We start from the raw sequence: 24,606 nt of genomic DNA, 5'->3' as shown, positions 1-24,606 counted from the left end.
TCCTAATCGCGGAAACGCCGCCCGGTCAGCTTCAAGAACACGTCTTCCAGCGTGGCGCCGCGCACCGAAAGCCCTTCGATCGGCACGCCCCGCCGCGCCGCCCAGGCGAGCAGGCCGGCCATCGTTGCCGGCACATCGCTGCTGTAGAGCGTCCAGTCGGTGTCGTCCGCGTGGGCGCCGCTCACGGCCGGCAGCGCCGCCAGCTCGCCCTGGCCGCCACCGTCCGCGTGAAACAGCACCGCGCTCTCGTCGAACGTGTCGCGAATCAACTCACGCGGTGAGCCCAGCGCCACGATGCCGCCGCGCTCGATGATCGCCACGCGATCGCAGAGGCGCTCGGCTTCTTCCAGGTAGTGCGTGGTGACCAACACCGTCACGCCGCGTGCCTGCAGGCGGCGTACGACTTCCCAGAGGTTGATGCGCGCCTGCGGATCGAGGCCGTTCGTCGGTTCATCAAGGAAGACCAGCTCAGGGTTGTTGACCAGCGCCAGCGCCACCGAGAGCCGCTGCTGCTGCCCGCCGGAGAGCTGCTTCACCAGCTTGCCGGCGCTCTCCTCCAGGCCGAAGTCGGCAAGAAGCCGTTCAGGCGACAGCGAGCGGCGGTAGAAGCGAGCGAAGAGGCGCAACAGCTCCTGCACCTTCAGCCGCGGGAAAAGCGATGGCGTCTGCAACTGCACGCCGATGCGTTGCTTGATCGTCTCGCGATCGCGGCGCACGTCGAGCCCAAGCACGCTCACGCGGCCGGCATCGGCCTCGCGCAACCCTTCGAGAATCTCGACGGTGGTGGTCTTGCCCGCGCCGTTGGGGCCGAGCAGGCCGAAGATTTCGCCCTGTCGCACGCCGAAGCTGATGCCGTCGACGGCGGTCACAGCGCCATAGCGCTTCACCAGCCCGTCGACCGTGACAATCGCCTGCCGGTCAGACGGTGTCGCGTCCGGGAGATCGGGCGCGCGGGCGCGCGGTTGTTCCATGCGAGCGGACATGGCAAGCGGCCCCTGGCTGCGCGGACGGCCGCGCGAACGCAGCTCACGCCGAGCATACGAACTCTGTGAAAGAATGCGCAAGCAGCCTGCCGGTGCAGTGTGCCTAGGAGGAGCCTATGCTATGGTGAGTTGGCTCTGACGGGCGATCGCTGCGCGCGGCGCGAACGGGTGGAAGAGACGGCGCGGGAGCCGCGCACAGCGCCGAAACCGGGCCGAAGCACGCGGTCACGCCGCCCCACGCAGGCCGCTGTTCGAGGACTCACCTTGACCAGGTTCCAACGTTTGGCCCTGGCGACGGCGGTCGCCACCTATCTGCTGGTCGTGATCGGCGGCACGGTGCGCGTCACGAATTCGGGCCTCTCCTGCCCGGATTGGCCGGCCTGCCACGGCCGCCTCGTGCCCACGGCCGACGGTCACGTGCTGATCGAGTACTTCCACCGCCTGTTCGCCAGCCTGGTCAGCGTGCTGATCCTGGCGACGGCCGCGGTCGCGTGGCGCTGGCACCGCCGCGATCGCGCCGCCGTGACGCTGGCGAGCGCGGCGATCGGCGTGCTGATCGTGCAGATCTTGCTCGGCGGCGCCACCGTCACGCAAAAGCTCTCGCCGGAAATCGTCACGGCGCACCTCGCCACGGCGATGCTGCTGCTGGCCACGGTGACGCTGACCGCGGCCACGGCGCTGGCGCGGGGAAGACCGTTCGCCCGGGCGGGCAGCGTGCCGCTCGCGCGAGCACGCGCCTTCCGTGCTGCGGCGGTTGCCGCGGCGGCGGGCATGTATGTGCTGCTGCTCAGCGGCGGCTACACCGCCAGCTCCGGCGCCGGCACATCGTGTTCGGGCTGGCCGCTCTGCAACGGCCAGGTCATTCCCGGCGGCAGCCGCTTCGTTCACATTCACTTCTTCCATCGCTTCGTCGTCGTGCTGGTGACCGTTGCCTTCGCGCTGCTGGTTTGGGCGGCATTGCGCTGGCTGCGCGGCAATCCGGCCGCGCAGCGCATGGTGCGCGACAGCTTCGGCCTGTTCCTGCTTCAAATCTTCATCGGCGCGCTGAACGCGTGGACGAAGCTGCTGACACCCATCCGTGTGCTTCACCTTGCCGTCGGTGCGGCGCTGTGGACGGCGCTCGTGCTGATCGCGTGGACCGGCTTCGCCCTGACGCGGCAGGAGATGACCACCACCGTCGAGACGCCCGCCGCCGGGATCGCTGCCGGGCCGGAGCGCCGCGCGCCGCGGCCGGGTCGCTCGCAGGAGGCGGCGGGATGAGCCTCGGCCTGCGCGCGGGCGAATCCGCGACCAGACCAGTGCCCCTGCCCCGGCAGCACGGCGCCGCGCCGCTTCCCGTTATCGACGCGTCGCAGCCGCGCCTGCGCCGCCTGCTGGCGACGCTGCATGCCTACATCGCCCTGACTAAGCCGCGCATCATCGAGCTGCTGCTGGTGACGACGATCCCGGCCATGCTGCTCGCGGCGAAGGGCTGGCCGGGCTGGCGGCTGATCTTGGCGACCACGTTGGGGGGCTACCTGGCCGCCGGCGGCGCCGGTGCAATCAACTGTTATCTCGACCGCGATGTCGACGAGCTGATGGTGCGCACGCGCCGCCGGCCGCTGGTCACGGGCGAGATCTCCGCGCGTCGCGCGCTCGTGTTCGGCATCACGCTCGGCGTGGCCGCCTTCTTCGAGATGTGGCTGTGGGTCAACCTGCCCAGCGCCGTACTCTCGATGGCCGCGCTTGGCTTCTATGTCTTCGTCTACACGCTCTGGTTGAAGCGCAGCACGCCGCAGAACATCGTGATCGGCGGCGCTGCCGGGGCGATGCCGCCGGTGATCGGCTGGGCGGCGGTGACGGGCCAACTCGCCTGGGCGCCGGTGGTGCTGTTCCTGATCGTCTTCGTCTGGACGCCGCCGCACTTCTGGGCGCTGGCGCTGCGCTTCCAGGACGACTATGAGCGGGCGCACATTCCCATGCTGCCGGTGGTGCGCGGCGAGCGCGAGACGCTGCGGCAGATCGTGATGTACTCGGCCGTGCTGGTGCTGCTCTCGTTCCTGCTGTTGCCAACCGGCGCCGTCGGCGCGGTGTACACGGTCTCGGCGGCGTCGTTGGGCGCGGGCTTCCTGCTGCTCGCCTGGCGCCTGCACCAGCAGCCCGGCCAGGGCGCCGCGATCGGCCTTTTCCGCTACTCGATCAGCTACCTGACGCTGCTGTTCATGGCGATGGCGGCGGACCAGGTGGCGCAGAACCTGTTTGGGCGCTTCTGGTAGCTCCGGCCACGGGCTGGCGCCATCCCTGTTGCAGGGGTGAGGTGCGCCGCGGACTCATTCCGCAGGATGACGCGGCGGCACGCCGATCGACGCGTTGTTGGCCGCGGCCGCTGCGGACGAACGGCGCCTTCCATGGTTTAGGCGAATCGCCATCCAGCGAAGCAACCGGTCATCAGGCCCGCGCCGATTCGCCCGCCGTTTCGACGAGCCTGGCGAAGGCCGCGTCGTCGCGAACGGCCAGGTCGGCCAGGATCTTGCGATCGACGGCGATACCGGCCGCCTTCAGGCCGTGCATCAGCCGGCTGTACGTCGTGCCATGCAGCCGCGCGGCGGCGTTGATACGCATAATCCAGAGCGCGCGGAAGTCGCCCTTGCGGTCCTTGCGGTCGCGGTAGGCGTACTGCAGGGCGTGCAGCACCGACTCGTTGGCGCGGCGGAAGAGGCGATGACGCTGCCCCTTGTGGCCCTTCGCCAGGTCCAGGAGCTTCTTGTGCCGGGCGTGCCCCGCCACGCCGCGCTTCACTCGACTCACGCTGTCCTACCTTCGTTCGCTCAGGCGATGCGCTTACGGGTTCGCCCGCTCACGCCGTGGCGCGCGGGCCAGTTCGCTACATCCGTCCGTAGGGCAGCACGCGCTTCATCTTGGCGCGCATGCCGCCGGTGACCTCGAACTGCTTGTCGTCCTTGTGCAGGGCGCGCTTGCTCTTGAACGCCTTGAGGTGGCGCTTGTTGCCGGCCATGCGCAGGATTTTGCCCGTGGCCGTGATCTTGAAGCGGCGCTTGGCGCCTTTGTGCGTCTTCAGCTTGGGCACGCAAACCACTCCCGCGGCTGCACTGGTGCGCGCCGCTGCTGCAACCGACTCTTGTTCCGCTACTCGCTCGTCGGCGCGACGACGGCGGGCTCGGCGGGCGCCGCCGGCGCCGACTCCACCGGGCGCGCCGCGGCAGCCGGCGGCCGCTGCGGTTTCTCCGGCTTGGCGGCGCCGGGCGTCAGGATCATCGTCATCTGGCGCCCTTCCATGCCCACGGGCTTCTCGATGCTGGCGATCGTCTTCAACCTGCCGTACACCTGTTCCAGCAGGTCGCGCCCGATCTGCGGATGCGTAATCTCGCGCCCGCGGAAGCGCACCGAGATCTTAACTTTGTCGCCCTCTTTGAGCAGCTTCTCGGCCGTGCGCAGCTTGAAGTCCACGTCGTGCTCGGCGATCTTCGGCTCCATGCGAATCTCGCGCAGCAGCACGTTCTTCTGGTGCTTGCGGGCCTCGCGCTCTTTCTTGGCCTGCTCGTACTTGAACTTGCCGTAGTCCAGCAGCCGGCAGACGGGCGGCACGGCGGACGGCGCGACTTCGACGAGATCCAGTCCGGCCTCCCGCGCCATCTCCAGCGCCTTGAACAGCGGCACCGCGCCGAGCTGCTCGCCGTTCTCTCCGATCAGGCGAACCTCACGCGCTCGAATCCGGTCGTTGATGCGGTATTCGCGGCTGATACGCGCTCCCCTTTTCTGACATAACAAACTGGGGGCCAGCCTGGCCCCTCGGAGCTTCAGTATGACAGGCGCCGCGCCACGCCGTCAACGGACTTTTTGCCCTTCGTCGCCGGCGCCGGCGGAAAGCCATCGCTGCAGCCCGTAGGCCGTGCCGTAGCGGTACGCCCGCAGTCCGGCCGCCGCCGCCGCCTCGTAGCCGGCAAGCGTTGCCTCGACCACCGCGCACGCCTCGACGGGGACGCCGGCGTCCCCCGCCGTCAGCTCGTAGAGCGCGGCGTCACGTGTGAGGAGGCCGTGCGGCGCCGCTTCGACGATCAGGTCGAAGCGCCCCGCAAGGTCATACTCGCCCCGCCAGCAGTCGAGAATCACGCTGGGTCCGCCGTGGACGAGCACGAGTTGGTAGCGCTCGCGAAGCCGGGGCAGCGCGCCCCAGATATCCAGATTGCGGCAGTACTTGCGCGCGATGCGCGCCTGCAACTCGGGCAGCTCGCTCTGCCGCAGCTCGTAGGCGCGCACGGCGGTGCGCCAGAAGCGCCCCTCGTCGCGCGCGTCCAGCATCTTGGCATCAACCGCGTCGGCGATCGTCTCCGCCAGGTAGTTGGGGCTCCGCAGGAAGACGACGCCGATCGCGGCCAGGGCCAGTACCCGCGGCTCGGTCATACGCGGCGCGATGTGATCTCTCCGCGCAGCCTCGCGATGATCTCGCTGACCGGCAGCGGGCCGAGGTCTTCACCGCTGCGCAGCCGCACCGCCGCTGCTTCGGCCTGAATCTCCTTGTCGCCGACGACCAGCATGTACGGGATCTTCAGCATCTGCGCGTGGCGGATCTTGGCGTTCATGCGCTCCGAGCGATCGTCCACGTCGGCGCGCACGCCCGCATCGCGTAGCCGCTGCTGCAGCGCCCGGGCGTATTCGAGATGCCGATCGGCGATGGGAATGATCTGAGACTGCACGGGCGCCAGCCAGGTCGGGAAGTTGCCCGCTGTGTGCTCGATCAGCACGCCGAGGAAGCGCTCCGTGGAACCCATCACGGCCCGGTGCAGCATCACCGGCGTGTGCTCCGCGCCGTCCTCGCCGATGTATTTGCAGCCGAGCCGCGCCGGCTGGATGAAGTCCACCTGGATCGTTGAAAGCTGCCACTCGCGGCCAAGGGCGTCGCGCGCCATGAAGTCGGCCTTGGGCCCGTAGAACGCGGCCTCTCCCTCCACCGGCTGATAGGCGATGCCGCCGCTGTCCAGGGCCCGGCGCAGCGCTGCCTCGGCCTGCTGCCACCGCTCATCGTCCTGGATGAACTTGCCCCCGCTGCGGTCGCGCAGGGACAGCTGCACGTAGTTGTCGGTGAGGCCGAAGGCGGCCATCACCTCCCTGACCACGGCGAGGCAGCGAGCGAACTCCTCCTGAATCTGCTCCGGCGTGCAGAAGATGTGGCAGTCGTCCTGCGTCAGCGAGCGCACGCGCGTCAGGCCGGAGAGCACGCCCGCCAGCTCGTAGCGGTAGAGCGTGGCGAACTCGGCGTAGCGGAGCGGCAGCTCGCGGTAGCTGTGCAGCTGCGTGTTGTAAAGCGTCATATGGGAGGGACAGTTCATCGGCTTCAGCATGTAGATGTCGCCGTCGTCGTCCATGGGCGGCCACATCACCTCGCGATAGTGCTCCAGGTGGCCCGACTTCCGGAACAGTTCGGCGCGGGCGACGTGCGCCGTCCAGACGTGCTGAAAGCCGTGGCGCGTCTGCACCTCCCGCACGAACGACTCCATCTCGTGGCGCACGATCTCGCCGTGCGGCAGAAAGAGGGGAATGCCGGAGCCGACGTCCTCGCTGAAGGTGAACAGGCCCAGCTCGCGGCCGAGGCGGCGATGGTCGCGCTTGCGTGCCTCTTCCAGCACGGCGAGGTGGGCATCCAGCTCCGCCTGCGTGGGGAAGCAAACGCCGTAGACGCGCTGCAGCATCGGCCGCGCGGCGTCGCCGCGCCAGTAAGCTCCTGCCACGCTCATCAGCCTGAAGGCGCCGACCTTGCCCGTGCTGGCGACGTGCGGCCCGGCGCAGAGATCCGTGAAGGAGTCGTGTGTGAACAAACCGACCTGCTCGTCGGCAATGCCCTCGATGATCTCCAGCTTGAAGGGCTGATCTTTGAAGCGCTCGTCCGCCTCGGCCTTCGAAATCTCGGACGCGACGAACGGCAAGTCCTGCCGCATCTGCTCGCGCATGTTCGCTTCGAGCACGGCCAGATCGTCGGGCGTGAGCGGACGTGGCAGGTCGAAGTCGTAGTAGAAGCCGTTTTCGATGGGCGGGCCGATGGCGATGCGCGCGTCCGGGAACATATCCAGGACGGCCTTCGCCATCATGTGCGCCGCCGAGTGGCGCATGCGGTAGAGCGCTTCGTCCATTCCGCGGATGGCGCCGTGTTCGAGTTCTGCCGACATGGTGAAACCCTCCCCTGAATCACAACAGGCCCGACGGTCGCCGCGCACCGCACAAAGCACGGTGCGTCGGGACGTGGGGCCTGCGGTCACGTGGTTCCACCCGACTTCGAGCCGCCGCCGGGGACGGACGCACGGCTCCTCGTTGCAGGGCCGCTAACGGGGCCAGCGGGTCCGGCTGGCGGCGCCCGCATGCTCAGCACAGGGCAGCCGCTTCGCCGGCCGGCTCACGGGTGGTATCGTCGCGCGGCGCCCGTGCGAGAGCTTACAGCCGGTGACTCTCGTCTCTGGGCGGGCGCCGGTCGCGGGACATATCCCGGTCATCGCCGTTCGCTATGCGGTTTTTGGGCCGGTGGGCGACACTGGACTCGAACCAGTGACCTCTGCGATGTCAACGCAGCGCTCTAACCAGCTGAGCTAGCCGCCCGCAGATCATGAGGATAGCGAGCCGCCTGCCGCCCCGTCAAATCCCGGAACGTGGCGAGGGGCCGCATCCCCGGATGCCCTTACCGCGGCGTCGGGCGCATTCCGCCCGCCGCGACCTGCCAGCGACCGGCGCCCGCCCGGTCGAGCACCGCGGTGGTGAGGCGATGCGCCGGCCGCAACAGAGGTGCAACCGCCAGGTCGAGCGGCGTGCGCGCCAGCCAGACCAGCCATGCCGTGGCGGCGCCGATCAACGCCCCGCCGATCACGTCGAAGGGGTAGTGCACGCCGATGTAAACGCGCGCCAGCGCCAGCACCGCCGCCAGCGCGAGCAGCAGCCAGCCCAGGCGCCGCGCCCAGCGATCGACCGCCAGCCAGACCGAAGCGGCAAGCGCGAAACCGCCGGCCGCGTGGTCGGAAGGGAAGGATGCGTCCGCCGCGTGCGGCACGAGCAGTGTGACGGAGTGGTGCGCGAACGGTCGCGGCCGGAACCAGATATGGCTGATGACCTGGTTGACGCCGAGCGCCAGCAGCGCCGCGAGCAGCGCGTAGATCACGATCCGCTGTCGGGCCGCGCTGGCGCCATCGCTTTCCGCCGGCGTGATCCAGAGTGTGCCGACGAGCACGAGCAGGGCATACTCCAGGCTGCTCGCGCAGAGCTTCATCAGGCTGTCGAGTGCGTGCACGTGACCGGCGAGGCCGTTCACCAGTTCAAAGAGACGCCAATCGATCGTCTGCATCGCTTCAATCTACGCACACGCCCGGCGCCAAGGTCCAGAGCGCGCGGCCGTGCCGTTCGCCTGCGGCGCTCGCGCCGCTGGACAGGCGATGCGGGCCGGTAGCCGGCGCAGGCCAGACCGGCAGGCTGCCGCCGGCAACGGCTTGTTGGGGTCCGCGGCAGATGGCTGGAGCGGCGGCCGCAACGGGCGCCTGGATCAGCAGCAGTCGTCCTTGTAGCCGCAGCGCCGGCAGACGGCCGCCTTGGAGCCGCCGATCGCCGACATTAGCGTGCCGCAGCGTGGGCAGGTCTGCAAGGGAGGGTTCATGCTGCGAGCGTAGCACGGCGGGCCGGTGGTGCAATCAGTGTTCCGTCAATCATCGGCGGGACGAACGAGCGGCGCGGTCCGCGCGCGGCGCTCCGCAATGGCGCACGGCGAACGATAGGGCGTTCGGCGAGGCTCTGGTCCATCGAACGCTGCACGCTCCGCCTGCCATGCGGCCAGGGCAGCGCCGGGGGCAGCGCGTCAGCGCGAGCCGCGCAGGCGCGGGTCGAGGATGTCGCGCAGGGCATCGCCCAGCAGGTTGAAGCCCAGCACCGTCAGGCTGATGGCGATGCCGGGGAAGAGGGCCGACCAGGTGTTGATCGGAAAACTGTTGCGGGCGGCGGAGATGTCCGCTCCCCACGAAGGATTCGGCGGCGTGATGCCAAGGCCCAGGAAGGAGAGCGAGGCCTCGGCCAGGATAGCAGTGCCCAGCAGCGTGGTAGCGATCACGATCGTCAGGGGCAGTACATTGGGCACCAGGTGCCGTCCCACGATGCGCGCGCCCGATGCGCCCGTGGCGCGCGCGGCCTCCACATAGGCGTTGCGCGCTTCGGACAGCACCGCGCCGCGCACGACCCGCGCCACGCCGGGCACGATCCCGATCGCGATCACGAGGATCACGTTGACGATCGACGGTCCCAGCACGCGGATCACGATCAGCAGCAGGATAAGCTGGGGAAAGGCGATCGCCGTATCCACGCTGCGCTGAATCACCGCATCCACCAGCCCCCCGGCGTACCCGGAGATGGTGCCGATGATCATGCCCACCAGCGTGCCGAGGATCACCGAGAAGAAGCCGACCTCCAGCGAAATGCGCGCCCCGTGCACCACCCGGCTGAAGATGTCTCGCCCGAACTTGTCCGTGCCGAAGAGATGCGCTGCGCTTGGCGCCTTGATCGGCACGCCCGCGAACTTGTCGATCGGATAGGGCGCGATCGCCGGCGCGAGGATGCCGACGACGATCAGCACGAGGATCAGCACGCCGCCGAACACACCCAGCGGATTGGCGCGCGCGACCTGCAGGTAGCGGGCAAGTCGGCGATCGCCGGCGCTCTCAGGCAGGCCGAGGATGGCGCCGGTGCCCGGATGCGTCCCCTCTCGATTCACGCCTCACCCTCATGCGTAGCGAATACGCGGATCGAGCACCGCGTAGGAGATATCCACGACCAGGTTGATCAGCACCACCACGGCGGCCGTGTACATGACCAGGCCCTGCGCCACCGGGAAATCCTTTTGCAGCAAAGACATGAAGATGTACTGGCCGATGCCGCGCAGGGCAAAGATCTGCTCGATGATCACCGAGCCGCCGAGCAGCCCGGCCGTGAGCAGGCCCAGCACGGTGATCACCGGCACCAGCGAGTTCTTCAGCACGTGCCCGAAGACGACGGCCTGCTCGCGCAGGCCCTTGGCGCGTGCCGTCCGCACGTAATCCTGGCGCAGCACCTCCAGCATCGAGGAGCGGGTGAGCCGCATGATCGCCGCGATCGGCCCCAGCGCCAGCACCAGTGAGGCTGGCAGAAACTGGCGTAGATTCTCGGCCGGATCGCTGAAGAGCGCGATCTGCCTGCCCAGCGGCGGCGCGTAGCCCCACCACTGCGCCGGCAGGATCAGCACGAGCGTCGCCACCCAGAACGCGGGCACTGAGAGCCCAAAAATCGCCAGCAGCCTCGCGATGTAGTCCGTAAGCGAATTGCGTTTGATCGCCGAAACCATGCCCAGGGGGATGCCGATCACCACCACCCAGAACACGGTCAACACCATCAGTTCAAGGCTGATGGGGAAGCGCTGGCGGAACTCGTGCGTGACCGAGGTCTGGCTGAGCACGGAGCTGCCGAGGTCGCCGTGGAGCAGCTTGCCGACCCAGTCGAAGTACTGCACGATCATCGGCCGGTCGAGTCCAAGCTGCTTGTGAACCGCGGCGATCTTCTCCGGCGTGGCGTTGATGCCCTGCTGCAGCAACGCCGGATCGCCGGGCGAGACACGCAGCAGCACGAAGACGACGACGGAGATCGCCCAGACGATCAGCGCCGCCATCAGAAGCCGCCGCAAAATGTAGCGCTGCATGCCCCTCAACCCTCGTTGGGACGGCCGGAGATCCGCTGTCCGGCCAGCAGGCTAGCTCGCCAGCGAGATGTTCTTGGTGTAGTAGTAGCCGAGCGATCCGATGCCGTGCGGATAGTTCACCACGTTGCCGCCGACGACGATGTTGACGTAGCTGCCGTAGAAGTTCCAGAACGGCGGGTCTTTGGAGATGATCAGCCGCTGTGCATCCTGGTACGCGGCCTTGCGCGCGGTTTCGTCGATCGTGCCCGCCGCCTTCTTCACGGCCGCATCGACTTCGGGGTCGGAGAAGCCGGTGTCGTAGTGGCTGTTGCCGGTGATGCCGCCGGTGGTGAACCAGTGCAGGGCGAAGTCCGGATTGGCGTACTCCTGGTTGAGCGAGAGGCTGGCGCTGAGCTTGTTGGTGAAATAGCCGGCGACCCAGGTGCCGGCGTCCTGCGGTTCCGGCTGCGCGGTGATGCCCGCTGCGGCGAGCTGGCGCACGAAGATGTTCACGTAGTCGGCCACGTTGCTGCTGGTCGGGTGCTGGAACTTGAAGGTCAGGTTCGGCTGCCCCGCGGCCTGCAGGATCTGCTTGGCGTCCTGGATGCTGAAGGGCATCAGCTTCTTCAGCTCGTCGTCCGGCAGCGTGTAGCCTTTCATCGCATAGCTGAGCGGCCCGATCTGCTTGCCGAGGCCCTTGGCGATCAACTGGATGTATTCGTCCGGGTTGATCGCGCGGCGCACCGCCTTGCGGATGCGCGGGTCGTCCCACGGCTTTTGCGTGACGTTCATCCAGAACGAGTTGAAGCCGAAACCCGGATCCTCGTAGCGCTGGCTGCCTTTGAGGCTGCCGGCGATCGCCTTCGCTTCTTCCACGTCGGTAGCGCCGTAGACGTCGATCTGCTTGGACGTGAACGCCGTACGGTAGGTCGCCTGATCGGCGAAGGAGTTGCCGGTGATCTGGTTCAGCAACGGCAGGCCCGGCTCCCAGTAGGTGTGGTTGCGGACGACGATCGCCTTGCCGCCCTCTTCCAAACTCTGGAGCATGAACGGCCCGCTGCCGACCGCGGTTTTCTTCAGGTCAGGGCTGAGCAACCACTCCTTCGGCACCACGGCGGAATAGAGGTTGTTGCCCACGTTGTTCAGCACCCAGGCGTACGGCGCCTTGGTGACCACCTTGAAGGTGGTCTTGTCGACCGCTTCGAAGTGATCGACCCAGTCGTGAATCCACGAATAGCCGTTCGAGGCGGCCTTCGGGTCGGCCACGCGCTCAAACGAGGCCTTGGCGTCTTCCGCGTCCATCGGCCGCACGGGCACGTTCTGTTTGTTCTCCGCGATCATCGCGTTCGGGCGCAGCTTGAACGTGACCGAGAGATTATCCGGCGCCGATTCCCAGGCGGTCGCCAGCTCCGGCAGGATGCCGATGTCGGGCGCAATCGTGGAGGTGCGCACCAGGTAGTTGTAGATGATCGGCACCAGGCCGGAGCCGCCGTACACGGAGTTGTGCGGGTCCACTCCGGCCCACGGTCCGGTGAAGCCGGTGCGGTACTCGCCGCCCTGCTTGCCGCCCGGGGCCGGCTTGAAGGAGCCTGCGGCGGGCGAGGCCGCGGCGCTGCCGCCGCCTGGCGCGGGGGTGCCACCCGAAGGTGCGGGCGCGGCGCTCGTGGCCGTGGTTGCGGCCTTCTTGTTGTTGTTGGAGCTGCCGCAGGCGATTGCAAAGGCGAGCCCCGCGCTGCTCAGCGCCGCTCCGCGCATCGCCGCCCGCCGGCTTGCCCGCCGCCGCAGAACGCCAAGCAGTTCGCCACTTGCCATCGCCACGCCTCCCTCGCCCTCGTGGTTGCCGTCGGCGCACCGCGGACTCCAGGTCCGAAGTTGATTCGACCGGGCGCGCTCTGGCTGGCATATTACCATCGTGCGGCGCGATGTCCAGAAGCGGCGGCATGCCGATGTGGCCGGGCACGAAGCACCTCGCAGGGCGAGCGGCTCGAAGCCGTCGCCAGAGGTCAGCGCCCGGTCGAGCCATAACCGCCGGCGCCACGCTCCGTCGCGGAGAGCTGGGCGACCTGCTGCCATTCGACCTCAGCGACACGAGCGACCACGAGCTGCGCGATGCGGTCGTCATGCTGCACGCGGTGCGGCGGCCGCCGGCCAACGGTATACATCGTCACGAAGATCTCGCCGCGGTAATCTGGGTCGCCGGTGCCGAGCACGGCAAGCACACCCTGCGCCGAGAGACCGGAGCGTGGCCGGCACTGCACGTCCCAACCGAGCGGCGCCTCGAGTGCGATGCCCGTCGGTACACGCACCGGATCCCCGCCCACATCGATGAAGCCGCCACCTGGCAGACAGGCGTACACGTCATAGCCCGTGGCGCCCGCGGTCGCGCGCTGCGGCGCCCGTGCCCCGTCCCTCAGGCAAACGAAGCGGATGGCAATCTGCTCGCTCATCTGCGCTGACTCTGGGCGGCGCGGCCGGCCTTCGCCTGGTCCGTACGGGCGATGAAGCCATCGATCGCGTCCAGCACGATCGCGGGCTGCTCGAAGGGCGCAAAATGCCCCGTCTCCGGTACGGTCAGCCGATCGACGTTGGCAAGCAGGCTCGCGGCGCGCTCGACCTTCGTGCGTGGAAACGCCTCGCTCTCCGCACCGGCGACGAGCAGCGCGGGACAACTCACCCGCGGCAGCACCAGCTCGCCGGGCAGGCGGCGCGGACCCCAGCGGTACATCTCGGCCTCGTCCGCGCCGTCGCACTTGAGCGTGACCGAACCGTCCGGCTCGTCGCGCACGCCGAACTTGACATAGTGCTCGAGGAACTCACGCTGCCAGCGGTTGAACGGCGGGCGTGAAGCGTAGCTGTGCAGCATCGCCGCGCGCGACGGCCAGTTCATGCGCCGTTTGCGGGCGCCGACGCTGAGGCCGTTGTCGCTGGGCGCGGGCTGCGGCGTGTCTTCGAAGAAGAGGATCGGGTCGATGAGCACCGCGCGCTCGATCAGCTCCGGCTCCTCGGCGGCGGCCAGCGCGATCATCGTGCCGCCGGCCGAATGGCCGATAGCGAGCACGCCGCGCAGCTCCAGGGCGCGCATGACGCCGATCAGATCGTTCTGGAAGTCGGGCCAGCCGTAGGAGCCGGGCTTGTCGCTGTCGCCGTGGCCGCGGGCGTCGAGGCCGAAGCAGTGGAAGCGCGGGCGCAGCCTGCGCACGTACGGCTCCCAGATGTGCGCGTGGAAGCCGGTGGGATGCAACAGCAGCGCCGACGGCCCATCGCCACCCCAGTCCACGTAATGCAGCCGCACGCCGGCGACGTTCACAAAGCCGTCGCGGAAGGCCGGATCGCTCACACCCAATCTCCCTCCGCCTGGTTGCGGCGGGTGAGGCCGCTTGCCGGCAGCCGCGCACTCAGACGACAAGCTGTGCTCGCGGAAACGGCAGCCGCAAGACCTCGCGCATCGCCGCGGGGCCGAGCCGCGCCAGCTCGCGCCGCCAATCGGCCACGGCGTCGAGCAGGGCCGCGACGTCCAGGCCGAGGCGCGCCGGCCGGAACGGCTCCAGTTTCGCCGACCCCTCGCCCAGCAGCCGCACGGCGCCGGGCCAGTTCAGCCGCTGCACATGCACGAAGCCCGCCGCGACCTGGATGAAGCCGTGCAGGAACTCGCGAAGCGGTCCCTGCTCCGCGCCCCAGAAGTCTTCGAGCGTCTCGTGGCACTCCCAGAACTCGCCGGCATTGAACTGCTCGATCGCCCGGCGCATGGCCGCGGCCAGGTCGCCATGCGGCTGATTCATCGCGGCGCCAGTGTAGCATCCCGCCTGGCCTCGCCCCCTGGCCCCCTCTCCATGAAATGGATAGGGGGAAGGAGGGAAGCTATGAAAAACCGGTCTGAATTGCCTCTCGCGATCGGCGGACGGGATAATGCAGTTGCAAGCAGTTGTTGGCGGCGCCCGCCGGCCGGGCGCGTGGAGCAAGACAGTATGGCGGGACACGGTTCGGGGGACGACGGCGGCGTCCACCCGCTTGAGGCGATCTTCCATCCGCGCGGCATCGCCGTGGCAGGGGTCTCGATCAGCGGCAGCGGCTTCGGCGGCAACATGTTCATCCAGGCGCTGAAACAGCAGGGCTTCGCCGGCGGCATCTATCCGGTCAATCCGAAGGCGACGGCGGACACGGTGATCGACGGCGAGCGCGCCTATCCGAACCTCGCCGCGATTCCCGGCCCGGTGGACTACGTGATCTCCAGCGTGCCGGCCCGCGCCGTTCTCGACCTGCTGGAAGACGCGCGGCGCAAGGGCGTGCGCACGATCCACTTCTTCACCGCCGGCTTCCGAGAAACGGGTGACGCCGAGCGGGCAGAACTCGAAGAGGAAGTGCTGCGCCGCGCCCGCGCGGCCGGCATCCGCCTGATCGGGCCGAACTGCATGGGCATTTACGCGCCGGCAGAGGGTATCACCTTCCAACACGGCTTCCCGCGCGGGGCCGGCGAGATCGGCGTGCTTTCGCAGAGCGGGTTGAACGCGACCGAGATCATCACCTACGGCGCGCCGCGCGGGCTGCGCTTCAGCAAAGTGATCAGCTTCGGCAACGCCACCGACCTGAACGAGTCGGACTTCCTCGACTACCTCGCTCACGACCCGCAGACTTCGGTGATCGCCGGCTACATCGAAGGCGTACGCGACGGCCGCCGCTTCCTGCGCACGGCGCAGGAGGCGAGCACCCGCAAACGGCTGACGATCCTCAAGGGCGGCCTCACCGACGCCGGCGGCCGCGCCACCAGCTCGCACACCGGCAGCCTGGCCGGCTCGGCGCAGGTCTGGCAGGCGCTCCAACGCCAGGCCGGCTTCGTGCTGGTCGAGACGCTGGAAGAGCTCGTCGACTGCACGGTGATGTTCCGCTTCGTACGGGAGCTGCCGGGGCGGCGCGTGGCGATCGTGGGCGGCGGCGGCGGCACCAGCGTGCTCGCGGCCGACGCCTGCAGCCGCGCCGGCCTGCAGGTGCCGACACTGGCCGCGGAGACGCGGCGGTTGCTCGCCGAGTTCACGCCGGACGCGGGCACCAGCGTGCGCAACCCCGTGGACACGATGGCGATGTGGCGCAACGAAGGGCTGGGCAGGACGCTGGAGATCGTGGCGAACGACCCGCAGATCGATATGCTGCTGCTGCACACGCAGACCGACTGGGCCAACCGCCCGGGCAACGTGCCGATTACGCCCGAACAGTTCGTGATGAACACGGTCGAGACCGCCGCTGCCACCGCCGCGCTCAGCGGCAAGCCGATCGTGGTGGCCCTGCGCACGCCGCTCTCGGTGGACGGCATGGGCAACCGGCTGATGATGCAGTCAAAGCTGGCGGAGCGCGGCCTGGCCAGCTATCCAAGCGTGCACCGTGCCGCCGCCGCGCTCGCCCGCCTGGCGGGCTGGCAGGAGTGGCGTACGGCGAACCGCGCCTGAGGCGTGGCAGCGGAGACCGCCGCCCGGCTTTCGCCACGCACGGCGGGCTTTGCGCTCACCGCCGCGCTGGGGCTGCTGTCGCTCGTGCTGGACGCGGCGGGCGCGGCGCCGACGCTGATCGTGGTGCTCTGCGCGGCAGCGATCGGCGGCCTCGCCTGGATCGTCGGGCTGGCGACGGAGCAGCTCGGCGCCGCCACCGGGCCGAAAGTCAGCGGCGTGCTCAACGTCGCCTTCGGCAACGCCGCCGAAATCGTGATCACGATCTTCGCCCTGCGCGCGGGGTTGCTGACGCTGGTCAAGGCCTCGATCACCGGCTCGATCCTCAGCAACCTGCTGCTGGTGCTGGGGCTGAGCATGCTCAGCGGCGGGCTGCGCCACGGCGTGCAACGCTTCTCGCAGACGGTGGCCGGCCTCAACGCGGCGATGCTGACGCTGGCCGTGATCGGCCTGATCGTGCCGGCGGTGTTCGCGCAGTCGCTGCCCGAGCAAAACGCGCACGCCGTCGAGCACCTCAGTATCGGTATCGGCATCGTGCTGATGCTGACCTACTTTCTCAGCCTGATCTTCTTCTTTCAGACACCCGAGGCCGGCGGTGAGACGAGCGCCAGGGCTGAGCCGCTGGAGTGGGGGATCAAGCACTCGATCGGCGTGCTGGCCGTGGTGGCCACGGCGCTGACGGTGCTGAGCGAGCTGCTGGTCAGCGCGCTGGAGCCTTCGCTGCACACCTGGGGGATCAGCGAGGCGTTCGCCGGCCTGATCCTGGTGCCGCTGATCGGCAACGCCTCGGAAAGCCTGGTCTCGGTGCAGCTCGCTCTGCGCAACGACATGGAATTCAGCATGGTCGTCTCGCTGGGCGCCAGCCTGCAGGTGGCGCTGTTCGTGGCGCCACTGCTGATCTTCGTCAGCTACCTCTTCTCCGCGCCGCTCGACCTCGTCTTCACGCCGCTGGAGATCATCACCGTGGCGCTCGGCACGGTGATCGTGACGATCATCGCCAACGACGGCCGCTCGAACTGGCTGGAGGGCGCCCAGCTGATCGCCGTCTACGTGATTGTGGCGCTGGCCTTCTGGTTCTATCCGTAGCTGGCTGGATTCAGCCGCGACGTGCCCACGGCCCGTTGCCGGTGATGCGCTCCGGCGTGATGCGCAGCACGTAGCCGGGCGGCGGGTTGTCCATCGGCGGGAACTTCGTGCCCGGGCCGATGTAGAGCTGCGCCAGCCGCTGCAGCAGCGCCGGCGCGCCGCCTTCCTGCACACGCGCCCGGCCGTAGACGACGAGGTATTCGGTCAGCCCGTTTGGCGCCGTGTTCTTCGACTCGAACGAGAGCACGACGCGATCGTGGCCTCGCACGTTCGTGACTTTTTGCCGGACGCCCAGGTGACCGGTCAGCAGCTCATCGCCCTCGATCCCCACCCAGACGAGCGTGACCTGCGGGCTGCCGTCGGCGTTCAACGTCACGAGATGGCCCAGCGCCCCGGACTCGATCAGGGCGCGGGCGCTGTCGGGAATCGCGGCCATGCCTCTCTCCGTGCCGCTTGCGGCAACGCCCCTGCTACTTCGTGCGCGACTCGGCGGCGCCAAGCGCGGCCTGCGCGGCGGCGAGGCGCGCCACCGGCACGCGATAGGGCGAACAGGAGACGTAGCTCACGTTTGCCTTATGGAAGAAGTGGATGCTGTCCGGGTCGCCGCCGTGCTCGCCGCAGACGCCAATCTCGAATTGTGGCTTTGCTTTGCGTCCAGCCTCGGTCGCGATCTCCACCAGCCGGCCCACGCCCTCCGGATCGACGGTGACGAAGGGACTGACCTCTATCAGGCCCAGCTCGCCGTATGCCGTCAGGAACGACTCCTCGGCGTCGTCGCGCGAGAGGCCGAAGGTCATCTGCGTCAGGTCGTTCGTGCCGAAGCTGAAGAAGTCAGACGCTTCGACCAGCGTATCGGCCACGAGCGCCGCACGGGGCGTCTCTACCATGATGCCGATCGGCCAGCCGCCGGCCTCTGGCTGCAGCCGCGCACGCAGGAATTCCAGCTCGCTGAGCGTGGCGATCAGCGGCAGCATGATGCGCGGCTGGGGGTTCAGCCCTTCCTCGCGCAGCTTCGTCGCCGCGCGCACGATCGCCCGCGTCTGCGCCACGTAAAGCGCCGGGTGGGTGATGCCCATGCGGCAGCCGCGGTGGCCGAGCATCGGGTTCTGCTCGGGCCGCACGCCCATCTCCTCGCTGAGGAATTCGTGCAGCGGCGCATCCAGCAGGCGCACGGTCACGGGCAGGCCGTCCATCGCGCGCAGGATGCCGACGAAGTCTTCGTACTGGAACTCTTCGACCCGCTTGAGCGCCGCGTTGAAGGTGTCGGCGCCCTCTTGCGAGGCGAGCAGTTGCTGCACCCAGGGCAGTCGCTCCGGGTCAAAGAACATGTGCTCGGTGCGGCAGAGGCCGATGCCCCTGGCGCCCATGGACCGGGCGTTGGCCGCGTCGTGCGGCGTGTCGGCGTTCGCTTCAACACCAAGCTTTGCCTGCTCGTCGGCCCAGGCAAGCAACGTGCGCAGCTCTTCGTTGCCTTCGAGCTGTGCAGGGATCGTCGGCAGGCGGCCGAGATAGACCTCGCCGCTGGCGCCGTCGATCGAGATCTCTACGCCCTCGTTCAACTTCAAATCTTCGAGGCCGCCGGCGCCGACCACGGCCGGCTTGCCCATGCCGCGGGTGACGACGGCGGCGTGGCTGCTGCGTCCGCCGCGGCCGGTGAGCACCCCCTGCGCGGCGATGATGCCGGCGATGTCGTCCGGCGAGGTCTCGTCGCGCACGAGGATGACCGGGCCATCCTTCGCCATCTGCTCGGCGCGCTTGGCCGTCAGCGCCACGCGGCCGGACGCCGCCCCCGGCGAGGCGGCGAGGCCCGTCAGCACCGGCTTCGCCGCCCGGCGCGCCGCCGGCTCGAACTGCGGCAAGAGCAGGCGCACGAGCTCATCCGTGCTCACGCGCCCAAGCGCCGTCTCGCGGTCGATCGTGCCGCGGTTGGCAAGGTCGACGGCGATGCGCACCGCCGCCGCCGGCGTGCGCTTTCCATTACGCGTTTGCAGCACGTAGAGCTTGCCGCGCTCGACGGTGAACTCGACGTCCTGCATGTCCTTGTAGTGGTTCTCCAGCAGATGCACGGTGTTGATCAGTTGTTCGTGCACGGCCGGCATCTGCTGCTCGAGCCAGGCCAGGTCGTGCGGGGTACGGGCGCCGGAAACGACGTCCTCGCCCTGCGCCTGCTCCAGATATTCGCCGTAGATCTGCGGCTCGCCGGTGTTGGGGTCGCGGGTGAAGAGCACGCCGGTGCCGGAGCGTTCGTCGGCATTGCCGAAGACCATCTGCACGATGTTGACGGCCGTGCCGAGGTCGTGGCTGATGCCTTCGTGCTCCCGATACGTGCGAGCCTTCTCGCCGTTCCAGCTCTTCCAGACGGCTTCGATCGCGTCGTCGATCTGGCCGCGGGCGCTGGCCGGCGGCGGCCCGGAGTGCGCGGCAATGATCGCGCGGTACTGCTCGCCCACGCGGCGCAGCGTGTCGTCGCGCAGCAAATGGTCGCTCTGCACGCGGTCCTGCTTCTTCGCCTCGCTCAGCACCGTCTCGAACTCGTCCGCCGGGATCTCGCGCACGACCTTGCCGTAGAGCTGCAGGAAGCGGCGGTAGGCGTCGAGGGCGAAGTGCTGCGAGCCGAACGCGTTGCCGAGGCTCTCGATGCCCTGCTCGCCTTCGAGGCCGACGTTGAGCAGCGTCTCCATCATGCCGGGCATCGAGAACTTGGCGCCGGAGCGTACGGAGACGAGCAGCGGCGGGGCGCCGCCAAAGCGCAGGCCGGCGGCGTCCTGCAGCCAGGCGATCGCGGCTGCCAGTTCGCTCTCAAATTCGGTGCGATTGAGCGTGCCGGCGTAGTAGTCGCGGCAGGCCTGGGTGGTGATCGTGAAGCCGGCGGGCACGGGCAGGCCGATGTTGGTCATCTCGGCCAGTCCGGCGCCCTTGCCGCCCAGCTCGTCGCGCATCGCGGCGCTGCCCTCGGCGAACTTGTAGATGTACCTGGTCATCGCGTCTGCCTTCTTCCCGTTTCTTGGCGTGGCGAAGGGAGGAACGGCGCCCCGGAAGTGCCGTCGCTGCGCCGGAACGCCCCCCGCAATTCAAGAGTAGAGCCGGCTCATTCCTCAGCCAACCACCAGATCGAGCCATCCGCGAGAAGCCGGCCCGACTTTCCGCCGCGGTGCAGCCACTGCCGGTGCGGCTCGCAGAGCGGCACGCGCAAGAACTCGGCCGTCCTCTCGGCAACGCTGGCGCGGCGCACAGCGGTTCGTTCCAGCGCCGGTTCGCCGCACAGTCGGCACGGGTCAATCTGCATGCCGCGAGCTGCCTCGGCGTCGCTGGGCTGCGTGCGCCGTGTCGCTACACCGGAATGAGTTCAGGGCGTTCGGAGGCGATGCGCACGATCTCCTCTGCCTCGTCGAGGACGTCCTCGTGATACCAGTCGTCGTGTGGCGACATCTGATGACAGGCGAAGCACATCGTCTCGCGCCACTGCTTGCCGCAGCCCGGACAGAGCGCGTGCGTGTCGAACGTGTTCCAGACCGTCTGGCAGCCCGGCCGGCACTGCCAGCGCGACCACGGTTGCGGCCGCCAGGCGCAGACCGGGCAGAAGATGCTCATCGCCGTCACCTCACGGATTCGCCGGCTCGCTCAGCCGTCGCTGCTGCGCCCGCGGGCGCGCTCGGCCCGCTGCGACTTGGACTCGCGCTGCGCCTCCGAGTCATGCGCAGCCGGGAACAGGCTCTCGCCGTGCTCCACGACCTGGTCCAGGGTGCTGCCGAACTCTTCGCCGGCTTCGTACTTTCGAGCGAACTCGCTCGAGACGAAGAACATTCAGATGCAGAACCCGTCGCGGGCGATGTCCTCGTGGTGTCTGTCGCACGGACAGATCTTCAGGCGATCCTCGTCGGGATCGCCTGAAATGGTCATTCATGGACAGTAACGCTTGCCGTTCAGCAGCTCGTTCTTGGCCAGCCCGCGCTGCACAAGCTCCACGGTGACGGCATCGGGCATGAACACGTACGGCCCGCGCTCGACGTATTTCTCGGACATACGCTTTGCGCCGGCGTACGCCTTCGCGACCTTCTCCGCCGGCAGATCGGCGAGCTGCGGGTCCGACTCGAACGGCTCAAGGCCCAGGTCTTCGGCCATGCAATGCCTCCTGCCGGCCTCGGCGCTGCCACGCTGCCGGTCTTAGCCTCAGGATACCCCGAACGCCGAGTTGCTGCGTCGTGCATCGGCGACGACTTGAGTCGCCGCGGGACGATGCCCGACGATGCGGATACAGGCTTCGACTGATGGAATGGACGGTGAGTCATGGAGCAGCCGAAACAGGCGTCGATCGACAAGATGTGGACCTACGCTGAGAAGTATGCCGAGAAGTCGGGTACCTATCTGCACCCGCAGCGCGAGATCACCGAGGGCGTGGTGCTGGGCCTCGCCTCGCACATCGACCGCTTCGGCCGGCCGATCTGTCCGTGCAACTTCTACCCGGAGAAGGATGCAAACGGTAGCTGGCCGCCGGGCCTCTACCTGCCGCGCGACGAAGAGGCGAAGCGCCGCACCTGGATCTGCGCCTGCGACGAAATGCAGATCTACAAGTACTGCCACTGCCTGCTGTTCGTGACCGAAGAGGGGCTGCCGATCACCGAGTACCTGCCGGAAGGCCACGAGGGCCGCGAGATTTACGGCGACGTGGCGGATCCGACGCCGGAGAAGGGCCGGGCGCTGGCTCGCGTGCTGGAGAAGCGCGGCGCGTGAACCGCGGCGCCGGCATCATTCCGGGTGGTTGCGCAGCCACTCGACATAATCGGCGATGGCGCTGTGTACGTCATAGGCCGACTCAAAGCCCGTGTCGGCCCGCAGCCTGCCGATCTCCATATAGGCGTGCGGCCGAGGCTGCGGGCCGTGCCCGGCCGGAATCGCCAGGTTCGTGCCCGGAACCGCCGCGTTCACGGAGTCTACCAGGTCGCCGTTGCGCGTGGCGCGGCCGGCGCCCACGTTGTAGACGCGGTGATTGAGGAGGGGCGCCTGCTGGACCATCTGGATGGCGCGGGCGCAATCCTTCACGTAGCAGCCGTCGAACTCGTCCTCGGCGTAGGGCACGCCGCCGCGCCCGCCGGCCAGGTCCGGCTGCCTGCCGTGCACGGCGGCGTGCGTGAGGCGGCTCGGCAGATTGGCCATCGAGTGGTAGAGCGGGCCATAAATGCCGGCGATGCGCAGGGCAACGACGTCCATGCCGGTCAGCGTGCCGTAGTGCAGACCAAGCACCGCGAACGTCTTCTTGAAGGCCTCGGTCGAATTCGTGGACTCCAGGCGCAGCGGCGCCTCCTCGGAGAACGGGCCGGACGGCAGGCCGGCGTACACGGCGACTGAGCTGGCCAGTGAGACGCGGCGTACCCCCGCCCGCCGCGCCGCGTCCAGCACGTTCAGCAGCCCCTGCAGGTTGACGCGGAACTCGTCGGAGACCTCGACGCCGCGCAGCGCCGGCACCGCGAGATGCACCACACCGTCGATGGGATATCGGCTGAACAGCGCTTGCACCGCCTCCTGGTCGGCCACGTCGAGGCTTTCGACGAAGACCCGCTTGCCGAGCTCGTCGTGCAGGAACTGCGGCTCGCGGCTCACGCGGTAGCGGGTAAGCACGAGCCGCTCGCCCGCATCGAGCAGGCAGCGCGCCGTGTGCAGGCCGATGAAGCCCATGCCACCGGTGATCAAGATCATGGGATGCGTGCACCTTCCCCGGCGGCGCCTCCGCCCGGCCGATCCGCTCCGTGCAACCCAGTTGGCCGACCGATAACGTTTCGTGAGTTGTCGTTTCGGGAGGCTGCATTGATTCTGCCGGGCAGATCGCCCTTACTCTAAGCGAGGCATCGCGGCGCCGGCAATCGCGGCCGCGCGGCGTGGAGGAGCGCAGCAGATGGTCCTCGAGACAAAGCAGTTCCACGGCGCCATGACCGGCGCCCGCTTCATCGAGAGCCTGCGCGACGGCCGCGAGGTCTGGCTCGACGGGCAGAAGGTCGCGGACGTGCCCTCGCACCCGGCCTTCAAGGACTTCGTCGCCAACCTGGCGCGCATCTACGACCTGCAGACCAGTGCGGAGCTGCGCGAGCGAATGACCTACGTCTCGCCGGATTCGGGCAATCGCGTCAGCCTCTCCTGGCTGGTGCCGGAATCGCGCGCGGACCTGCAGCGCAAGCGCCGCAACAGCGAGATCTGGAGCCAGCAGACCTGGGGCCAGCTCGGGCGCAGCCCCGACATCCTGGCGCCGTACATCACCTCGCTGGCCGTGCGCCGCGACGCGTTGGGCAGCGTCAAGAACCCGCACTGCGACTTCGGAGAAAACGCCGTCAACTACGCGCGCTACTGCCGCGAGAACGACCTCTTCCTCACGCACGCGCTCGGCGATCCGCAGGTCGATCGCAGCGAGCAGCCGCAGAACGAGCAGCGCCAGGCGCCGGAGAGCGAGGAGATCTCCCTGCACGTGGTGCGCGAGACGCCCGAGGGCGTGATCGTGCGCGGCGGCAAGCAGCTCGCCACTGCGGCGGCCGTCAGCAACGAGACCTACGTCTCGCTTTCACAGACCTTCATGCGGCGCAACGACCCGCGCTTCGTGCTCGCCTTCTCCATTCCCAGCAACTCGCCCGGCCTCAAGATCCTTTGTCGCGAGCCGATCTCGCGCTGGCTCGGCTCGTGGGGGCATCCCTTCCAGAACCTGGACGAGCAGGACTGCATGCTCTTCTTCGAAGACGTGCTCGTGCCCTGGGACCGGCTGTTCATGTTGTATGAGTCGACGCCCATGGTGCAGTCCGCGGCCTTCGCCGGCCTGAACTCGTTTGGCTATGCCAACGTCTGCCGCGTCCAGGTGCGCATGCGCCTGTTCACCGCGGTCGCCACGCTGATCGCCCAGGCGATCGGTGTCTACGAGTACCGCGAGGTGGCGGCCAAGCTGGGCGAGATGGCGACCTACTGCGCGATGTGGGACATCGCGATCGACGGCATGGAGAACCGCGCCTATCAAAACGCGGAGGGCGAGTGGGTGCTGGGCCCAGGGCCGGGTATGACCGTTTGGTTCGCGCAGACCTCGTCGCGCATGGCCGAGCTGCTCAAGCAGATCGCCGGTTCGGGCATGATTATGCAGCCCAGCGAGAACGACCTGGCGAACGCCGAGCTGCGGCCCTACTTGAACCAGTACATGCGCGGCAAGGGCGTGGACGTGGCCTACAAGTCGCGTCTGTTCCGCATCGCGCACGAGCTGGTCGCCTCGTCGTTCGGCATGCGCCAGGAGATCTACGAGTACTGGCACGGCGGCGACCCGAACCGCAACCGCATCAACCTGCTGCGCGCCTACGACCAAGCCGAGTTGATGGACCGCATCAAGGAACTGTGCGCCCAGCCCTTGCCGCACGGCGAGCTATCGTAGCCGCGGCAAGGGGCGCGCGGTGCGGCTAAGCGCCGGCCGCCG

Annotated in this window: 24 protein-coding genes and 1 tRNA gene; 6 read left to right on the top strand and 19 right to left on the bottom strand. The window is 68.4% G+C overall.

Annotation, left to right across the window (positions count from 1 at the left end):
* Nucleotides 1-2: 2 nt before the first annotated feature.
* Nucleotides 3-983 (bottom strand): ABC transporter ATP-binding protein, encoded by a 981-nt coding sequence (locus VKV26_22230; protein HLZ72634.1) that lies wholly within the window; start codon nt 981-983, stop codon nt 3-5.
* A 264-nt stretch (nt 984-1,247) separates the two neighbouring features.
* Here VKV26_22230 and VKV26_22225 point away from each other — a divergent pair, with 264 nt between their 5' ends.
* Entirely contained in the window at nt 1,248-2,243 is a 996-nt protein-coding gene (locus VKV26_22225) for a COX15/CtaA family protein (GenBank protein HLZ72633.1), read from the top strand.
* Entirely contained in the window at nt 2,240-3,238 is a 999-nt protein-coding gene (locus VKV26_22220; GenBank protein HLZ72632.1) for a heme o synthase, read from the top strand. Before VKV26_22225 ends, VKV26_22220 begins: the two co-directional genes overlap by 4 nt.
* 172 nt (nt 3,239-3,410) lie before the next feature.
* On the opposite strand, the gene rplT is transcribed toward VKV26_22220, so the two are convergent.
* The 13 genes from rplT to VKV26_22155 form a co-directional block, all read right to left on the bottom strand.
* Nucleotides 3,411-3,770 carry a 50S ribosomal protein L20 gene (gene rplT / locus VKV26_22215; protein HLZ72631.1) on the bottom strand — a complete coding sequence of 120 codons (360 nt, stop codon included), beginning with the start codon at nt 3,768-3,770 and terminating at the stop codon, nt 3,411-3,413.
* Nucleotides 3,771-3,846: 76 nt separating this feature from the next.
* Nucleotides 3,847-4,050: a 50S ribosomal protein L35 gene (gene rpmI, locus VKV26_22210; GenBank protein ID HLZ72630.1), complete on the bottom strand. Its 204-nt coding sequence runs from the start codon at nt 4,048-4,050 to the stop codon at nt 3,847-3,849.
* A gap of 59 nt (nt 4,051-4,109) precedes the next feature.
* The gene (gene infC, locus VKV26_22205) at nt 4,110-4,751 is read right to left on the bottom strand and encodes a translation initiation factor IF-3 (protein HLZ72629.1); all 642 of its coding nucleotides are present in this window, start codon (nt 4,749-4,751) and stop codon (nt 4,110-4,112) included.
* A gap of 57 nt (nt 4,752-4,808) precedes the next feature.
* On the bottom strand, nt 4,809-5,384 hold the full coding sequence (locus tag VKV26_22200; GenBank protein HLZ72628.1) for a hypothetical protein: 576 nt from the start codon (nt 5,382-5,384) through the stop codon (nt 4,809-4,811).
* A complete protein-coding gene (gene thrS, locus VKV26_22195; protein HLZ72627.1) occupies nt 5,381-7,144 on the bottom strand; it encodes a threonine--tRNA ligase in 1,764 nt (587 codons plus the stop codon). The genes VKV26_22200 and thrS overlap by 4 nt, the downstream gene beginning before the upstream one ends.
* Before the next feature lie 350 nt (nt 7,145-7,494).
* A tRNA-Val gene (locus VKV26_22190) sits at nt 7,495-7,568 on the bottom strand.
* A 79-nt stretch (nt 7,569-7,647) separates the two neighbouring features.
* The gene (locus VKV26_22185; GenBank protein HLZ72626.1) at nt 7,648-8,304 is read right to left on the bottom strand and encodes an undecaprenyl-diphosphatase; all 657 of its coding nucleotides are present in this window, start codon (nt 8,302-8,304) and stop codon (nt 7,648-7,650) included.
* A 504-nt stretch (nt 8,305-8,808) separates the two neighbouring features.
* Nucleotides 8,809-9,714 (bottom strand): ABC transporter permease, encoded by a 906-nt coding sequence (locus tag VKV26_22180; GenBank protein HLZ72625.1) that lies wholly within the window; start codon nt 9,712-9,714, stop codon nt 8,809-8,811.
* Nucleotides 9,715-9,723: 9 nt separating this feature from the next.
* A complete protein-coding gene (locus VKV26_22175) occupies nt 9,724-10,671 on the bottom strand; it encodes an ABC transporter permease (protein ID HLZ72624.1) in 948 nt (315 codons plus the stop codon).
* A gap of 51 nt (nt 10,672-10,722) precedes the next feature.
* A complete protein-coding gene (locus tag VKV26_22170; GenBank protein ID HLZ72623.1) occupies nt 10,723-12,462 on the bottom strand; it encodes an ABC transporter substrate-binding protein in 1,740 nt (579 codons plus the stop codon).
* Between the two features lie 191 nt (nt 12,463-12,653).
* The gene (gene dut, locus VKV26_22165; protein HLZ72622.1) at nt 12,654-13,097 is read right to left on the bottom strand and encodes a dUTP diphosphatase; all 444 of its coding nucleotides are present in this window, start codon (nt 13,095-13,097) and stop codon (nt 12,654-12,656) included.
* A complete protein-coding gene (locus VKV26_22160) occupies nt 13,094-13,987 on the bottom strand; it encodes an alpha/beta hydrolase (protein ID HLZ72621.1) in 894 nt (297 codons plus the stop codon). Before VKV26_22160 ends, dut begins: the two co-directional genes overlap by 4 nt.
* A gap of 58 nt (nt 13,988-14,045) precedes the next feature.
* Nucleotides 14,046-14,429, bottom strand: coding sequence for a DUF309 domain-containing protein (locus VKV26_22155; GenBank protein HLZ72620.1), 384 nt, complete (start codon nt 14,427-14,429; stop codon nt 14,046-14,048).
* 186 nt (nt 14,430-14,615) lie between these two features.
* On the opposite strand from VKV26_22155, the gene VKV26_22150 reads away from it, so the two are divergent.
* Together VKV26_22150 and cax are read left to right on the top strand one after the other, a co-directional pair.
* Nucleotides 14,616-16,088 (top strand): CoA-binding protein, encoded by a 1,473-nt coding sequence (locus VKV26_22150; protein ID HLZ72619.1) that lies wholly within the window; start codon nt 14,616-14,618, stop codon nt 16,086-16,088.
* A 3-nt stretch (nt 16,089-16,091) separates the two neighbouring features.
* Nucleotides 16,092-17,171, top strand: a complete 1,080-nt coding sequence (cax, locus tag VKV26_22145; protein ID HLZ72618.1) for a calcium/proton exchanger — start codon at nt 16,092-16,094, stop codon at nt 17,169-17,171.
* A gap of 10 nt (nt 17,172-17,181) precedes the next feature.
* Here the strand turns inward: cax and VKV26_22140 are convergent, their stop codons facing one another.
* The 4 genes from VKV26_22140 to VKV26_22125 all read right to left on the bottom strand — a co-directional run bounded on the left by VKV26_22140 (nt 17,182) and on the right by VKV26_22125 (nt 21,194).
* Complete coding sequence (locus VKV26_22140; GenBank protein HLZ72617.1) at nt 17,182-17,607, bottom strand: PPOX class F420-dependent oxidoreductase; 426 nt, start codon at nt 17,605-17,607, stop codon at nt 17,182-17,184.
* A 34-nt stretch (nt 17,608-17,641) separates the two neighbouring features.
* Nucleotides 17,642-20,152: a pyruvate, phosphate dikinase gene (locus VKV26_22135; protein ID HLZ72616.1), complete on the bottom strand. Its 2,511-nt coding sequence runs from the start codon at nt 20,150-20,152 to the stop codon at nt 17,642-17,644.
* A gap of 349 nt (nt 20,153-20,501) precedes the next feature.
* A complete protein-coding gene (locus VKV26_22130) occupies nt 20,502-20,762 on the bottom strand; it encodes a hypothetical protein (GenBank protein ID HLZ72615.1) in 261 nt (86 codons plus the stop codon).
* A gap of 30 nt (nt 20,763-20,792) precedes the next feature.
* Entirely contained in the window at nt 20,793-21,194 is a 402-nt protein-coding gene (locus VKV26_22125) for an FtrB family double-selenoprotein (protein ID HLZ72614.1), read from the bottom strand.
* 264 nt (nt 21,195-21,458) lie between these two features.
* Between VKV26_22125 and VKV26_22120 the strand changes: the two genes are divergently transcribed.
* Nucleotides 21,459-21,902 (top strand): ferredoxin-thioredoxin reductase catalytic domain-containing protein, encoded by a 444-nt coding sequence (locus VKV26_22120; GenBank protein ID HLZ72613.1) that lies wholly within the window; start codon nt 21,459-21,461, stop codon nt 21,900-21,902.
* Between the two features lie 15 nt (nt 21,903-21,917).
* Here VKV26_22120 and VKV26_22115 read toward each other — a convergent pair whose 3' ends face one another.
* A complete protein-coding gene (locus VKV26_22115; GenBank protein ID HLZ72612.1) occupies nt 21,918-22,865 on the bottom strand; it encodes an NAD(P)-dependent oxidoreductase in 948 nt (315 codons plus the stop codon).
* Nucleotides 22,866-23,061: 196 nt separating this feature from the next.
* Between VKV26_22115 and VKV26_22110 the strand changes: the two genes are divergently transcribed.
* Nucleotides 23,062-24,564 (top strand): 4-hydroxyphenylacetate 3-hydroxylase N-terminal domain-containing protein, encoded by a 1,503-nt coding sequence (locus VKV26_22110; protein ID HLZ72611.1) that lies wholly within the window; start codon nt 23,062-23,064, stop codon nt 24,562-24,564.
* Nucleotides 24,565-24,606 lie beyond the last annotated feature (42 nt).

It is taken from the genome of Dehalococcoidia bacterium, from assembly GCA_035310145.1.
Taxonomy (GTDB): Bacteria; Chloroflexota; Dehalococcoidia; order CAUJGQ01; family CAUJGQ01; genus CALFMN01.
The sequence above is the reverse complement of the archived record's forward strand: the minus strand, read 5'-3'. Positions and strand labels throughout refer to the sequence as shown.